Source organism: Paenibacillus montanisoli (assembly GCF_003268025.1).
Lineage (GTDB): Bacteria > Bacillota > Bacilli > Paenibacillales > Paenibacillaceae > Paenibacillus_Z > Paenibacillus_Z montanisoli.
On record NZ_QLUW01000003.1, the window covers coordinates 727,447 to 741,070 of the forward strand.

The following is a 13,624-nucleotide window of genomic DNA, read 5'->3' on the forward strand; positions in this document are numbered from 1 at the left end:
GAAATGGGAGATATTATTCACGCGGTTATAATAGGCATAGTGGAAGGATTAACGGAGTTTCTGCCCGTCTCGTCGTCGGGCCACATGATATTGACCAACAAGCTTCTTGGCATCGCGTCGGACGACCAAGCGATCGTTACGTTTGAGATTGTCATCCAGCTTGGCGCGATCCTGGCGATGGCGCTCGTCTACTGGGAGCGGATACTTGATTTGTTCGGCTTGTCCCGGAAGGCGAAGTCGCTCGGAACCCTCACTTCCGGCAAAGGATTCGGAAAGAGGCTGAACCTGATTCATGTGGCGCTCGGCATCGTGCCGGCGATGCTGCTCGCTTTTCTGCTGAAGGATGTGATCAAAGGAGAGGGCTTCAACCAAACGCCGGTATTGATCTCGCTCGTGATCGGCGGGATTTACATGATCGTCGCGGAGCGGTTGTCGAAGACGCGCCGCATTCCGGTCGTTGCCGAGACGATGGACGATATGTCTTATAAGCAGGCGTTCGGCATAGGGCTATTGCAATGCTTGTCGCTATGGCCGGGCTTCTCGCGTTCAGGCTCGACGATCGCCGGCGGCATGCTGGTCGGGACAAGCTATAAAGCGGCAGCCGATTTCTCGTTCTTGATGGCGATTCCGATCATGATGGCGGCAACCGGATATGAAATGCTGGAAAGCTACAAATATATTCAAGGCGACAACCTGATGTTCTTTATCGTAGGCTTCATCGTTTCTTTCGTCGTTGCATGGCTGGTTATCGTCTTGTTCCTGAAGTACATTCAAAAGGTGAGATTGACGCACTTCGCGATCTACCGGTTCATCCTGGCGGCGGCATTCTGGCTGTTCGTCATGCGCTAATCCGAATTGTCGATATTTGCCGAAACTGTTATTGCTCTTTTTCCTTAAATCCCTTACATTAACATTACGAGAATTTTTGCTAGCCTACAAGATTTAGGAAAAATGTTGCAAGGCAGGGATCGATTCGATGCGTTTATTGCCCATTCAAATGTGCCGGCCGGGTATGCGATTGGCGAAAAAAATATTTTCCGAGGAAGGGCTTATCCTCTTGGCCGAAAATGTCGAATTATCGGCTAAATTAATAAACCGCCTTTATGAATATGGCATTCATTTTGTCTATATCCAAGATCCGCGGACTGCCGATCTTGTCATTCCCGATGTGATCAGCGAGGATACAAGGCACCGCGCGCTCAGCGAAATAAGAACCAATTTCCGCGATTTGATGGATCGGCCCAACCGCAAGAGCGGCGTAACCTATCCGTATATCGCGAAATCGTTCAAGCAAATCATGTCGATGGTCATCGACGATCTGACCGATCAGAAGGATGCCATGATCATGCTGATGAATATGGGCATCGTCGACGATTATCTGTTTCAGCACTCGCTTAACGTTGCGGTGTATACGACTCTGCTCGGAATTGCGGACGGCTACACACGGGACGAGCTGATGACGCTCGGCCTTGGCGCGATGCTGCATGATATCGGCAAAACCCAAATCAGCGTGAACATCCTTAAGAAGCAAGGACAACTGACAAGGGACGAGTACGAGGAAATGAAGCGGCATGCGGAGCGCGGCTACCTCCTCTTGAAGGACGAGCCGAATATTCCGCTGATTGCCGCCCATTGCGCCTATCAGCATCACGAACGATTGGACGGGAGCGGATATCCGCGGGGGATCAGAGGAGATCAGATTCACGAGTACGCCAAGTGGATCGGACTCGTCGATTCCTACGATGCCATGACGACAACGCGGATATACCGCGGTCCGATGCTGCCCCATGAAGCGGTCGAATCGCTGTATGCCGGAAGCGGAACGCAGTATGAGCAGCGGATGCTGCAGTTGTTCCGCGATAAGGTCGCGATTTACCCGCTTGGCGTCACCGTCAAGTTCCAAACCGGAGAAAGCGGCGTAGTCGTCGATATTAATTCGACCTGCCCGCATAGGCCCGTTGTCCGGGTATTGAACAACGAAATGGGCGAGGAGCTGAAGGTGCCGTACGAGGTGGATTTGTCGACGCAATTGACGACGATGATCGTCGGCGTCAATGAAGACCGTCCATATGCCGAAGCTTTGAGCGTGTAGGCGACCGCGTCCCAATCTTGAATAGCTATTAACAAGGGAGCCCGTCCGTATGGCTCCTTTTCTTCTTTTGCCCGTGATGTTTGCAACGGACGACGGAGGACATTACAATAAAAGAAAACCATTGAAGAACGTTCGTTTATCTTGACAAAGTAAGGTGCTGAAGCAAATGCAAAATGCCGTTCCATTCCTAAAACCAGATCCGACATTGTTCTATTCTCCCTCGAATGACCCTTGGGATCCGATTTATTCCTTGCGTGAGCATGGGCGTCACGTGCTGACCAGCGTGGAAATGACGCTTTCCAATTTATGCAATATGCGCTGCGAGCACTGCGCCGTAGGCGATACGCTCGTCATGGCCGAACCGGCGAAGCTGCCGCTCGATCAGATGCTGCGCCGGCTCGATGAGGTCGAGCATCTCAAGACGATTAGCATTACGGGCGGGGAACCGACATTCTCCGAGCGCACGGTCAAGGAATACATGATTCCGCTGCTGAAATATGCGCGCAGCCGGGGCATTTCATCGCAGATCAACTCCAATGTGACGCTGGATTACGGCCGGTACGAAGCGATCGCTCCGTATTTGGATGTCATGCACATTTCGTTTAACTACACGAGCAGCGACGATTTCCATCAGATCGGCTTTGCCAAGAGCGGCCATGCGGTAGCAAAGGAAACGGCTGCGAGGATGTACGAGCGGATGATCGATAATGCAAGGCGGCTCAGCGAGGGCGGATTGTTCGTGTCCGCAGAGTCGATGATCAATTACCGGACCTTCGACAAAATGCCGGAGATTCATAAGCTCATTGTGGAGATGGGCTGCAAGCGGCATGAAGTTCATCCGATGTATCCGAGCGCTTTCGCTTCTGATCTGCCGGTCATCTCGACGGCTCAGATGCGCGATGCCATCGCTTCCTTGCTCGACAGCCGCGACCCTTCCGTCTGGATGCTCTTCGGCACGCTGCCGTTCTACCACTGCAATGAAAGCGCGGAGGACCGCAAGCTGCTCGCGCGTCTTGCGTCCGAACCGCATGTCACGGTACGGAACGATCCGGATGGCCGCAACCGGCTGAACGTGAATTTGTTTACGGGCGACGTGTTTGTCACCGATTTCTCGGATGTTCCGGCGTTCGGCAATATTGGCAGTGACCGTCTGGATGACTTATTCGACCGATGGCTCCGCCATCCGCTCGCGCGGAGCGTGGATTGCCATTGCCCGGCTGCAGCTTGCTGCGGGCCGAATCTGCTCGTTCGGGATATGTATTACCGGGATGTCGATTTTGGCGCCCGGCGGGCCATCCTATAGCAGACAGCGGCGACAAGCCGATGAAGGGAGCGGACGAAGCTTTTGCATGAATTTGAAACAGGCCGAATTCTGTTAAACCTATGCGTGGTCCTAATTCTTGTGTTGTTGAACGGATTTTTCGTGGCGGCGGAGTTCTCGATCGTCAAGGTGCGCCAATCGCGCTTGACCCAATTGTCCAATGAAGGGCATAAACGGGCCAAATACGCGCTCGCGGTCAACCGGAAGCTGGATGCGTATCTGTCGGCCACGCAACTCGGCATAACGCTGGCCTCCCTCGGTCTCGGTTGGGTAGGGGAGCCGGCCATTTCCGATTTGATCGTGGAGCCGATCTTCTTCCACCTCGGATGGACGGATGATACGCTCGTCCATACCGTTTCCGTCTTGATCGGTTTTCTCGTTATTACGTTTCTGCATATCGTGCTCGGCGAGCTTGCGCCTAAATCGCTGGCCATTCAGAAATCCGAGTCGACCTCGCTTTGGCTGTCGGCGCCGCTGCTTTTCTTTTACCGGATGTTTCTGCCGGTCATTTGGCTGCTCAACGGCTCCGCGAACAAGCTGCTGAAGCTGTTCGGCGTCGAGCCGGCCGGCGAGCATGATTCGGCGCATACGGAGGAAGAAATCCGGATCTTGATGGACCAAAGCGCCAAGAGCGGCATTATCGACAAGGATGAGCTGCGGCTGTTTGACAATATTTTCGAATTTTCCGACCGGTTGGCGCGGGAAGTAATGCTGCCGAGGACGGACATGGACTGCCTGTACGCCAATCTATCCTTCGAAGAAAACATGAAGATCGTTTATGCCTCGAAGCATACCCGCTATCCGGTTTGCGTGGAAGATAAAGATCAGCTGATCGGCTTCGTACATATTACGGACCTGTTGACGTCCGATCCGGACGAGGAGCAGACGCTTCAGAAATTTCTCCGTCCGATTCTAAACGTGCCGGAATCGATGGAAATCAGCCACGTGCTGAAGCTGATGCAGCGAAAGCATTCGCAGCTGGCCATAGTCGTCGATGAGTATGGCGGTACGGCGGGCATGCTTACGACGGAGCTGATTTTGGAGGAGATTGTCGGCGAGATTCATGATGAATTCGACAATACGCAGCCGGACATTGTAGTCAAAGGCGACGTGACCTCTGTCGACGGCCGGATGCTCATCGAAGAAATCAACGATATGTTTCATTTGGATATTGAAGACGAGGACGTCGATACGATCGGCGGCTGGCTCTTTACGCAGCTTGAAGGCAACCCGGATAAAGGGAAAAAGGTGATGTTCGCGGATTATGCCTTCGAGGTGGCGGAGAGCGAACGGCTCCGCGTGCTGCGCGTCTTTATTTACCGGGTCAAGCAGGACACGGTACCGGAATCTGAAGAAACAGTATAAACGGAAGAAACAGAATAAACGGATACAAGCCGATGCCTTCATCCCCGATGAAAAGCATCGGCTTTTTTCATTTCAATGCCTCTATTACCCGGGAAATCATAGGCTCGAACCGCAGCAACCTGGAATGTTATGAGATGGCCGTCATATAGTTAGGAGTGGAATTCGAATCTGACCGACCTGATCCGGTTATTAGGAGGAGAAGCAGGTGAATGCGACGAAGCCGACAAGAGATTGGTACCCCTTCGTAGGTCCTTTTGATCCTTGCCCGCCTAAATACGTGAAATCGTACTACGTGCCGCCGAATGAGCTCATTCCTTATCAGCCGATGAACTTGCCGCAATTTTCATTGCCTGAAGCGCTGAGGCTGGGGACGCTGTGGCCGGCATTATATGGACCATACGAAGCTAGAAGCAGTATGAGGGGGCAGCAAAGCGATGAATAAGCAGCTGGATGAAAATTATTACCACAAGCTGCTCGAGCTGCAGCAGCTTGATTTTGCCTTAATAGAGCTGACGCTGTACCTCGATACGCATCCGAACGACCTGCAGGCGCTGCAGCAGTTCAATCAACTGGCTCAGCAGCGCCAGCAGTGCGCGATGCAGTTCGAGATGCAGTACGGTCCGCTCATGCAGTTCGGCCACAGCTACTCGAAATACCCGTGGCAGTGGATCGAATGCCCATGGCCATGGCAGGTATAACAGCCGACGCGCTTATCGGAGAGAGGAGGATGTTCCATGTGGATCTACGAGAAGAAGCTGCAGTATCCCGTTAGGGTCAGCAAATGCGATCCTAGAGTGGCCCGCTACCTGGTCGAGCAGTATGGCGGAGCAGACGGCGAGCTGTCCGCTGCACTTCGGTATTTGAATCAGCGGTACTCCATTCCGAATAAGGTCATCGGCCTGCTGACGGACATCGGCACGGAGGAATTTGCCCACCTAGAGATGATCGCGACGATGATTTACAAACTAACGAAGGATGCAACGCCGCAGCAAATGGAAGAAGCGGGACTCGGGCCTAATTATGTCATCCATGATAATGGCTTATTCTACAATAATTCCTCCGGCGTGCCGTGGACTGCCGCTTACATTCAGGCTAAGGGCGACCCGTTGGCCGATTTGTACGAGGACATCGCGGCGGAGGAGAAGGCGCGCGCGACCTATCAGTGGATCATTGATATGACGGACGATGTCGACTTACAAGACGGGCTCAAATTTCTGCGGGAGCGGGAGATTGTCCATGCGATGCGTTTCAAAGAAGCAGTCGAGATCATCAAAGCCGACCAGGGCACGAGAAAAATCTTTTAGCTTTGGCCGTTCCATAGGCTTTTCGCAGAAAGCTGGCCCTTCGACGGGACCGGCTTTTTTTGCGGTTATTTGGCGAAATGCCACTAGTTTTGTCAAAACCATCATTCGACTGAAACTTTTATATTATGAGCCGCGTTTACTAGGTACAGTGGTTTGAAGTCGGGAAAGCGAGGCGGAAGACGGGGATGTCATCCAATGTACCTGTTTCTATCGAATCAAAACGAATTCATGCGAATGATGCGATTTCGAAGCGCCTGAGGCGTATGCTTCGCGTCATTGCGATCAGCGGCGCTGTATTTCTGCTGCTCGGTCTCGCTGCGATCGGCTGGCTGCTGTTGACGCCATCCGGCAGCGAGTTTCGCTATTTGATGGCGGATACTCTCATCACAACGCAGCATCGTCACTGGGCGAAATATATTATCGGGCAGCGTCAACTGGATGCGCGCGTGCAGGCTTATCAGCAGCGATTTAACGCGATGGGAGAGGAGCGGGATACGCACGAAATCCATTTAGAGCCGCAGCCTGCCGCAGTTCCCCCCGTCCAGGAAGCAAGCGCGCAGCCTGCGCCGCCCGTCGAGAAGCCGCTCGTGGAAATCGAGGCAATCTCCGGCGCCGGTTACAGCGGCTACGTCATGACTGTGAACGACCCGACCAAAATCCGCATCGGCGTTCCGGAGAACAAGGGACGCGGAGAGCGCGTGCGCAGCATGGTGGAGCGGACCGGGGCGATTGCCGGCGTCAATGGCGGCGGATTCGCCGACCCCAATTGGCAAGGCAACGGCTTTCAGCCGATCGGCATCGTCATGTCCGGAGGCAAGCTGTTCTATAGTGACTTGGGCAAATCGAAGACAACTCAAGTCGTTGGCATTGACCGCGACGGGAAAATGGTTGCAGGCCGTTACTCGCTTGGCGAGTTGCAGCAAATGGGCGTTCAGGAAGCCGTTACGTTTCAGCCCCGCATTATCGTAAACGGCAAGGGACTCATTAAGAATGCGGCGGACGGCTGGGGCATCGCGCCGAGGACGGCCATGGGGCAGCGGGAGGACGGCGCCATCCTGTTCGTCGTCATCGACGGCCGGCAGCCTGGTCACAGCGTAGGCGCCAATCTGTATGACGTGCAGCAAATCATGCTGGAGCGTGGAGCCGTTATTGCGGCGAATTTGGACGGCGGCTCGTCGACGGTATTGGTCAAGGACGGGCAAGTGCTGAACAAGCCGTCGACGAAGAGCAGCGAGGGCCGCTATCTGCCGACGGCGTTCCTCGTGTTCGAGCATCCGGAGCAAGCGAACATTGCCAATGTATGGGAAGGTTTGAAGCCGGGGGATATCGATCCAGGAAAATGGTAAACGAATGGTTGCGTGCCTGTCTTCTTTTCCAGTATGATAGAGGGCAATAATGCGAAAAGGGGATATCAGCTTGCAGAGCAACGTTGCATTGTCGCGGCCGGAGGCCATTATTTTTGATATGGACGGCACTTTATTCGAAACGGATACGCTGCTCGTACACGTGCATGAGCGCATTTTTGAGACGCTTCGCGCGGAGGGCTTGTACATGAGTCCGACGCCGCCCGTCGAGAAGCTGCTGGGCTGTCTCGGCATGCTGCTGGAGGACATCTGGCGCAAGGTAATGCCCGATGGCACGGAAAGGGCGCAGAGACGGGCGGACGAGCTGCTGCTCCAGTATGAGCTGGAGGGCTTGGCGGCCGGAGAAGGTTCGCTTTATCCGCATGTGGCGGAGACGCTGCAGTCGCTCAAGGAGGAAGGCTTCAAGCTGTTTGTCGCCAGCAACGGCCTCGAGAAGTATGTAAAGGAAGTTGCCCGGTACAAAGGAATCGCCCCCCTGTTCGACGGCTTGTACAGCGCGGGAGAATACGGTACCGCCTCGAAGGTTCATCTCGTCGCGCGTCTTATGGCGGATCACGGTATCAAGAAGGCATGGATGGTCGGGGACCGGTCCTCCGATGTGGAAGCGGGCAAGAGCAACGATCTAGGCGTTGTCGGGTGCGCCTATGCCGTGTATGGCCGGAAGGAAGAGCTGACGGGAGCGGATGCGCTCATTACCGACTTCCGCGAGCTGCTCCGGTTATCGCAATCTTAAATTAGACATGAGAAAGGCGGCATGCGCGAAGAGGCTCGTGCCGCCTTTTGTCTGTGCATGGAGCTGACAATCCCGTCAATCGATCGCGGGCGCGATTTTTTCTCTCCGTTTCTTCTGTTCGTACAGCCATAAGGCGTATTCCAGCGGCCGTATGATCGCTTGCTTGTAGGTTTCCCGTTCTCCGGCCTGGATGAAGACTTCGCGAGCAGGCTTCGGATTGACCTCAAGCAGCCAGATTTGTCCCTTACGGTCGATGGCGAGATCGAGCGCCAGCTCGCACAGCCGCCCATATGATTCTTCCAGAAACGCCGCGATCTTAACGCCGAGCTCTTCCGCCTTCAGCCGGACCTCGTCCGCCCTCTCCTCATCCTTGATCCAGTCGGTGAGCAGCGTCTGCATTTTGATCGCTCGACCGCCGCCATGAAGATTGGAGGTGATGCTGCCGGAGGCTCCGATTCGCCCTGCGCAGCCCGTCACTTCCCATTCCCCGATGCCGTTCTTCTGCACCAGCATCCGGTAATCGTGCACGCGTCCGTTAGGCAGCTTCAGCTGGATCCCTTGCTGCACGATGTAGCGGTTATCCTTTAGATTCCAAGAAGCAAGCCGCCCATGCACGCCTGCAATCGATGCGCGCTGCGGACGGATGATGCGCCGGTCTTGATCTCTGCCTTGAATCAAAAAATAGCCGTCCTGCTGCTTCTCGATGCGCAGGATGCCTCTTCCGCCGGTCCCGTTGATCGGCTTCAAGTATACAAGCGGATACTTGCGGAGCATCTCCGTCAAGTCGCTTGAGTTCTCGTACATTTGGGTCATCGGAAGATGAGGGATGAAGTCGACTTCCTTCCGCATCGTCCGGTATACCGTCCATTTGTTGCGCAGCACCCGATTCAGGAATGTCAGGTGGCCGTATTTTTGCCTGAAATTTCTAAGCTGTACAAACCTATGGCTCTTCTGAATCCGGCAACGGTCATAGATCATGTGGGGGAAGGAGCGCCACCTGCGCGACCAGCTTTTGGATTCGGTATCATAGATATGGGCATTGATGCGGTTGGTCGAGTAATTTACATCCGCCGGCGTAAACACAAATACGTCAAGACCGAGCTTCTTGCCGGACAATATCATGCGTGTATAGATCGGTTTCTCCTCAAGCATTCCGCTATCGTTCAGATAAAGAGTCAGGATGCCTAGAACCGGCTGAGACATAGCAAATCCTCCTAAAGGTTTTGCCGGAGGCAAAACCACATCGCTTTCCTATTAGATTTCGAACCGCAGCGTCGGCTTGCCGGTCGGCCCGGTATGCAGGCTGACGGCTTTCATGCCGGCCCGGAAGCACATCGCCATGCTGGGCGCGTTATCGGAGGCGACGGAGCAGGTGAGCGACCCGAGACGCCGGCGAAGCGCCTTAAGGAGCGCGCTGCCCGCGCCTTGGCCGCGGAACTCCGGGGCGACGACGACAAAGCAGGCGCGCTCGCCGCCATCTTCCGCGAAGGCGCAAGCCATCAGCTTCCCGCTGCTCGAGATGGCAACTGCTATCGCGGCTGATGGCGCCTCGCCGGAACGGCCTTCTGCCAGCTGCGCATGAGGGAGCTCCCTCAGCGCAACCAGCGCGGCGTTCGTGATGCGGTTATCGCCGTAACGGTACAGGAAGCGGGTCACTTTCTCTTTGGCAGCCGACCATTGGGACGGCGTCAGCAGCTTGACCTGCACGGCCGATCACTCCTCGCTATAGCCCTTTTTGCTTCAGCAGATACTGGCTGTAGTGGAAGATCCGCTCCAGCGAGCGTCTCCGGATGTCCGGCTCGTCAAACTTCATCGGCTTCGAGTTGGCTTCGAAAAACCACACATTGCCTAGTATGTCGACGCCAAGGTCCATGGACATTTCCGCCAAGCGGCGGCCGGAGCCGCGCTCGATCTGGCGGGCGATGATCAGTGCGGCATTGCGGGCTTTTACTAGCAGTTTACGTGCCTCGTCTTGGCCAAATACGCTGACAAGCAGCTTCTCGGGATCCTCGATGCTGCCGCCGCGCGGTACATGAGTCGTGATGCTGTACGATCCGGCGACGCGGGCGCCTATGCCGGAGATATCCCATTGTCCGCGCCGGTTCTTCTGCACGAGTGTGCGAAGGTCGAAGCTGCGCTCGTTAAAGGCGGCGAGCTGGATGCCTTGCTGGGCAATGTAGCGTTCGCCGCTGCTTTCTTTGACGATCCGGGACCAGAGCTTCCCGATCGATCCGCAGTTGTACGTGGTGCTGCCGCGGTCGCCCTGGATCTTAAGCAAGTAAGGAAGAGCCTTCTCCGGCTGCAGCTGGATCGTCATGATCCCTTTGCCGGCTTTGCCGCTGACCGGCTTCAAGTACAAGTATTTGTGCTTCAGCATCATTTTTCCGAGTCCGCTGACGGTGAGGAGCCGTCGCGTGGCCGGAATGTACGGCGAAGTCGTACGCGACTGCCGAAGCCACTTGAATAAACTCCACTTGTTGAAGAAGGACGGGTTAAAGATTTGAATGCGAGGATGCCGGTGGCATGCGGCGAGCTTTCGTCTAACTTCCGGCTGCAGCTCATCCTCGCGGAGCGGAATACGGTTGTAAATGAGGTCGGGACTTGGGAACTTCTGCTGCTCCCAGCTATCCGTATCCGGATTGTAAGTGAAGCCGTCAAGCAGCTTGCGGCGAAGCTTAAGCTGCTTGGCGGTTATGACATATACAAGGAAGCCGAATTCGGTGCCCATGGCGATGATGTCCGAAAAGTTACCTCTGTTGCCGCGGAACAGCTGGAGATCATCCTCGATCGTCAGGATCGCGAGCACAGGCTGTCTGCGCTGAATGGAGGCGGCCTCTAACGGTGCTGCTGTATCTTCGTGAATTACGAGCGCCATTAATCCTCGCCTCCTTGCCCGGTGAACTTGCTCAAGTACATGCAGTGGTCCAAAATATGGCTGATGGATTCACGCCCCTGTGCGCGAAGCTGCGGATGGCTGAAGATCGAGCGGCCCGGCTTGGCGTTGGCTTCGAACATCCATACCTCGCCGTCCTTGTCGATGCCGATATCCAGTCCGAGCTCGCCCAGCGTATGCGGGAAGTTCCGTTCGATCGCTTCCGAGAGCTTCACGGAAACATCCTTTGCTTTCTGCAATACTTCGTCTGCCTCATCGCCGAACACCTGCTTGAGCGCCTGATCCGGCGTCAGCAGCTGGCCGCCATTCTTGATGTGCGTCGTGACGCTGCCACGCCCCGCCTTCTTGGCGCCGATGCCGACCGGCACCCATTTGTTTTCGCCGTTCTTGTGCATATGGAATCGGAAGTCGATCGGACATCCGTCGATTTCGATGAGCCGCACGCCCTGCTGGCTGACATACCGGCCCAATCCGCTGCCGTGCCGCGTCTCCAGCATGCGCATGAGGCTGGAGAAGCTGGTAAAGCGGAGCAGCACGTTCGTTCCGCCTTTGCGGTATCTGGCGAAATAACCGCGCTTCGGATGGTAAGTCAGCCGGTAAATGCCGATGCCCAGGCTGCCGGCCGTCGGTTTGAAATAGATAAACTGATGCTTCTCGAGCATTTCTTTGATTTTCTCGGCCCGCGGGTTGTTGACGGACTCCGGCAAATGCTCGAGCGCTTCGACATCTTTGTCCAGCAGCTTGTAGACGTCGGATTTATTGAAGAAGCTCCAGTTGAAGAACGGGACGCCCTTGCGAATGAACCTTTCCCTCAGCGACATGATGCTGGCCGTCGTTTCGGCATGACGGCTGGGCAGGCGGTTATACACAACGTCCGGGAGCGGAACGACCTTCCGGTACCAGCTGCCCGAGCTGTTCAAGAAGAAGCCGTTGATCGTCCCCTGATTCCAATTGACGTCGCGCGGCGTAAAGGCGAAGAAATAAGCTTTGCGCTCTCCCATCCGCAGCAGCTGGCGGATATACCCCGTGCGCGCGCCGAACGGCGAGTCGGAGGTGGAACGGATTCCGTCGGTCAAGACGCCGATCAGTGGCCCGAGCTGAACCTCGTTTTCATCGCCTTGAATATAGGAAATGCTGCCGGCCTTCGGAACGCGGATCGTTTGGCGTATGCCCGCGGACAAATAGAGATGGTGGCCTTGCCGTTGAATCGGCTTGATGGCAGCCGTGACGCTTTCGTGCCCTAGCTTCAGCTGGATCGTTTTCTTGCCGGCAAGCTTCAGCGATTTAAGGAGTGAGCCCGACAAGTAAACGATGCGCTCGCTTGATGGGGAGAAGTGTACGTGACAAGATGTCAAACTCATGGATGAACCTCCTGGATGGATCTCCTTTGATTTCGGCTAAACGGAAATACCGGTTGCCTGCGTAAGGCGAGCTTTAAGGCATAACGAATCGGTCGTTCTACAGCCAGCCGTGCGGCCTGCTCATCGCTATCCAGCGACTTTCTGCCAGGCTTGGCGTTTGCTTCCAGCAGCCAGATCCGGCCGTCCGGCTCGATCCCATAATCGATCCCGAGCTCGGCAATCCGGCCAAAACGATTTTCCAGCGCAGCGGCGGCCCGCTCGCTGATCCAGCGGATCCGCCCGAGCAGCCTGCCTGCGGCTTCACTGCCATAGCGTGCAGTTAAAGCATCCATCGCCGTTTGGGCGGAGCCGCCGCCGTGCAGGTTGGCGGTTACGCTTCCTGGTTGCCCTGTTCGGACAGCGGCGCCGGTGTAAGCCCACTTGCCTGTTTCATCCTTCTGGATCAGCACGCGAACGTCAAACGAGCAGCCGTCCTCGCCGGCAAGGGTCAAATAGGGTTGAACAATATAGGTCACGCCCGAGACGAAACGGTCCAGCCAGCGGGACGCGTCAGGCCAGTCGGAGAACGTTAGCGCCAGCATGCGGTTCCGCCGGTCTCTGCCGTCGATCTGCCAGCCGTCTCCCTTCCGGAGCAGGCGGATGGCGCCTTTTCCGTGGCTGCCCGCAGCGGGCTTGAGAAACAGTCCCTCCGGGTGCTGGTTCATCAGAGGCTTTAGCCCGGCCGCTCCTTCGAACTTGTAAGTGGCAGGCAGCCATGGAGACAGCTCCATATCGCGTTCCAGCCCGAGGTAAACGTCCAATTTACCGGGAAGGCTGCCATTCAGCAGCACGCAGGGCTTGAGCTTCTTCAGCTCCGCGAGCGCCGCGCGTCCGTCTCTATGCTGCGCGGCCGACTTCGGCAGCGCGCGGTCATAGAGCACGTCGGGGAGCGGACAGCTCTCCTGCCGCCACTCGCCCTGCCTCAGCACGTAGCCTTTGATGAAACGGCCCTGGGCCGCGGCGACATGCGTCGCGCAAAACAAATAGACGAACAGGCCAAGCGATTGCCCGTACCGGACCAACTGCCGGCAGAACGAATCTTCGGGCATCGCAAGCGGCCCTTCCTCGCCTAAGCTTGGGGACCCTAATTCACTGATCAAAATGCCGAGGACGCTGCCGTGCTGAAGCTCAGCCATCACCGCTTCCTCCTTT

Annotated in this window: 14 protein-coding genes; 9 read left to right on the forward strand and 5 right to left on the reverse strand. The window is 55.8% G+C overall.

The genetic code is table 11. From position 1 onward, the window contains the following. The first annotated feature begins 3 nt into the window (after window positions 1-3). From DL346_RS19265 to DL346_RS19305, 9 genes are all read left to right on the forward strand, one after another. Window positions 4-849: an undecaprenyl-diphosphate phosphatase gene (locus DL346_RS19265; RefSeq protein ID WP_112883819.1), complete on the forward strand. Its 846-nt coding sequence runs from the start codon at window positions 4-6 to the stop codon at window positions 847-849. Window positions 850-976: 127 nt separating this feature from the next. Further along, window positions 977-2,092 (forward strand): HD-GYP domain-containing protein, encoded by a 1,116-nt coding sequence (locus DL346_RS19270; RefSeq protein WP_112883821.1) that lies wholly within the window; start codon window positions 977-979, stop codon window positions 2,090-2,092. 166 nt (window positions 2,093-2,258) lie between these two features. Beyond that, window positions 2,259-3,395 (forward strand): radical SAM/CxCxxxxC motif protein YfkAB, encoded by a 1,137-nt coding sequence (gene yfkAB, locus DL346_RS19275; protein WP_112883823.1) that lies wholly within the window; start codon window positions 2,259-2,261, stop codon window positions 3,393-3,395. A 42-nt stretch (window positions 3,396-3,437) separates the two neighbouring features. Then, window positions 3,438-4,778 (forward strand): hemolysin family protein, encoded by a 1,341-nt coding sequence (locus DL346_RS19280; protein WP_240633294.1) that lies wholly within the window; start codon window positions 3,438-3,440, stop codon window positions 4,776-4,778. Between the two features lie 205 nt (window positions 4,779-4,983). Beyond that, window positions 4,984-5,220, forward strand: a complete 237-nt coding sequence (locus tag DL346_RS19285; protein WP_112883824.1) for a spore coat associated protein CotJA — start codon at window positions 4,984-4,986, stop codon at window positions 5,218-5,220. Then, window positions 5,213-5,476, forward strand: coding sequence for a spore coat protein CotJB (locus DL346_RS19290; protein WP_112883826.1), 264 nt, complete (start codon window positions 5,213-5,215; stop codon window positions 5,474-5,476). Before DL346_RS19285 ends, DL346_RS19290 begins: the two co-directional genes overlap by 8 nt. A 36-nt stretch (window positions 5,477-5,512) precedes the next feature. Continuing rightward, the gene (locus tag DL346_RS19295; protein WP_112883828.1) at window positions 5,513-6,082 is read left to right on the forward strand and encodes a manganese catalase family protein; all 570 of its coding nucleotides are present in this window, start codon (window positions 5,513-5,515) and stop codon (window positions 6,080-6,082) included. A gap of 263 nt (window positions 6,083-6,345) precedes the next feature. Continuing rightward, a complete protein-coding gene (locus DL346_RS19300; protein ID WP_112884093.1) occupies window positions 6,346-7,428 on the forward strand; it encodes a phosphodiester glycosidase family protein in 1,083 nt (360 codons plus the stop codon). Window positions 7,429-7,498: 70 nt separating this feature from the next. Then, window positions 7,499-8,179: an HAD family hydrolase gene (locus DL346_RS19305; protein WP_276311568.1), complete on the forward strand. Its 681-nt coding sequence runs from the start codon at window positions 7,499-7,501 to the stop codon at window positions 8,177-8,179. 75 nt (window positions 8,180-8,254) lie between these two features. Here DL346_RS19305 and DL346_RS19310 read toward each other — a convergent pair whose 3' ends face one another. From DL346_RS19310 to DL346_RS19330, 5 genes are read right to left on the reverse strand one after another with little or no spacing between them, the layout of a single operon-like run. After that, a complete protein-coding gene (locus DL346_RS19310) occupies window positions 8,255-9,382 on the reverse strand; it encodes a YheC/YheD family endospore coat-associated protein (RefSeq protein ID WP_112883832.1) in 1,128 nt (375 codons plus the stop codon). A gap of 51 nt (window positions 9,383-9,433) precedes the next feature. After that, window positions 9,434-9,886 (reverse strand): GNAT family N-acetyltransferase, encoded by a 453-nt coding sequence (locus DL346_RS19315; protein ID WP_112883834.1) that lies wholly within the window; start codon window positions 9,884-9,886, stop codon window positions 9,434-9,436. Window positions 9,887-9,902: 16 nt separating this feature from the next. Further along, on the reverse strand, window positions 9,903-11,054 hold the full coding sequence (locus DL346_RS19320; RefSeq protein ID WP_112883836.1) for a YheC/YheD family endospore coat-associated protein: 1,152 nt from the start codon (window positions 11,052-11,054) through the stop codon (window positions 9,903-9,905). Continuing rightward, window positions 11,054-12,433 carry a YheC/YheD family endospore coat-associated protein gene (locus DL346_RS19325; protein WP_112883838.1) on the reverse strand — a complete coding sequence of 460 codons (1,380 nt, stop codon included), beginning with the start codon at window positions 12,431-12,433 and terminating at the stop codon, window positions 11,054-11,056. Before DL346_RS19325 ends, DL346_RS19320 begins: the two co-directional genes overlap by 1 nt. Continuing rightward, window positions 12,430-13,608 carry a YheC/YheD family endospore coat-associated protein gene (locus tag DL346_RS19330; RefSeq protein WP_112883840.1) on the reverse strand — a complete coding sequence of 393 codons (1,179 nt, stop codon included), beginning with the start codon at window positions 13,606-13,608 and terminating at the stop codon, window positions 12,430-12,432. Before DL346_RS19330 ends, DL346_RS19325 begins: the two co-directional genes overlap by 4 nt. Between the last annotated feature and the right edge of the window lie 16 nt (window positions 13,609-13,624).

Coding starts and splice junctions, on each gene's coding strand:
- DL346_RS19265 (WP_112883819.1), top strand. CDS start 4: ATGGGAGATATTATTCACGCGGTTATAATAGGCATAGTGGAAGGATTA.
- DL346_RS19270 (WP_112883821.1), top strand. CDS start 977: ATGCGTTTATTGCCCATTCAAATGTGCCGGCCGGGTATGCGATTGGCG.
- yfkAB (WP_112883823.1), top strand. CDS start 2,259: ATGCAAAATGCCGTTCCATTCCTAAAACCAGATCCGACATTGTTCTAT.
- DL346_RS19290 (WP_112883826.1), top strand. CDS start 5,213: ATGAATAAGCAGCTGGATGAAAATTATTACCACAAGCTGCTCGAGCTG.
- DL346_RS19295 (WP_112883828.1), top strand. CDS start 5,513: ATGTGGATCTACGAGAAGAAGCTGCAGTATCCCGTTAGGGTCAGCAAA.
- DL346_RS19300 (WP_112884093.1), top strand. CDS start 6,346: ATGCTTCGCGTCATTGCGATCAGCGGCGCTGTATTTCTGCTGCTCGGT.
- DL346_RS19310 (WP_112883832.1), bottom strand. CDS start 9,382: ATGTCTCAGCCGGTTCTAGGCATCCTGACTCTTTATCTGAACGATAGC.
- DL346_RS19320 (WP_112883836.1), bottom strand. CDS start 11,054: ATGGCGCTCGTAATTCACGAAGATACAGCAGCACCGTTAGAGGCCGCC.
- DL346_RS19325 (WP_112883838.1), bottom strand. CDS start 12,433: ATGAGTTTGACATCTTGTCACGTACACTTCTCCCCATCAAGCGAGCGC.
- DL346_RS19330 (WP_112883840.1), bottom strand. CDS start 13,608: ATGGCTGAGCTTCAGCACGGCAGCGTCCTCGGCATTTTGATCAGTGAA.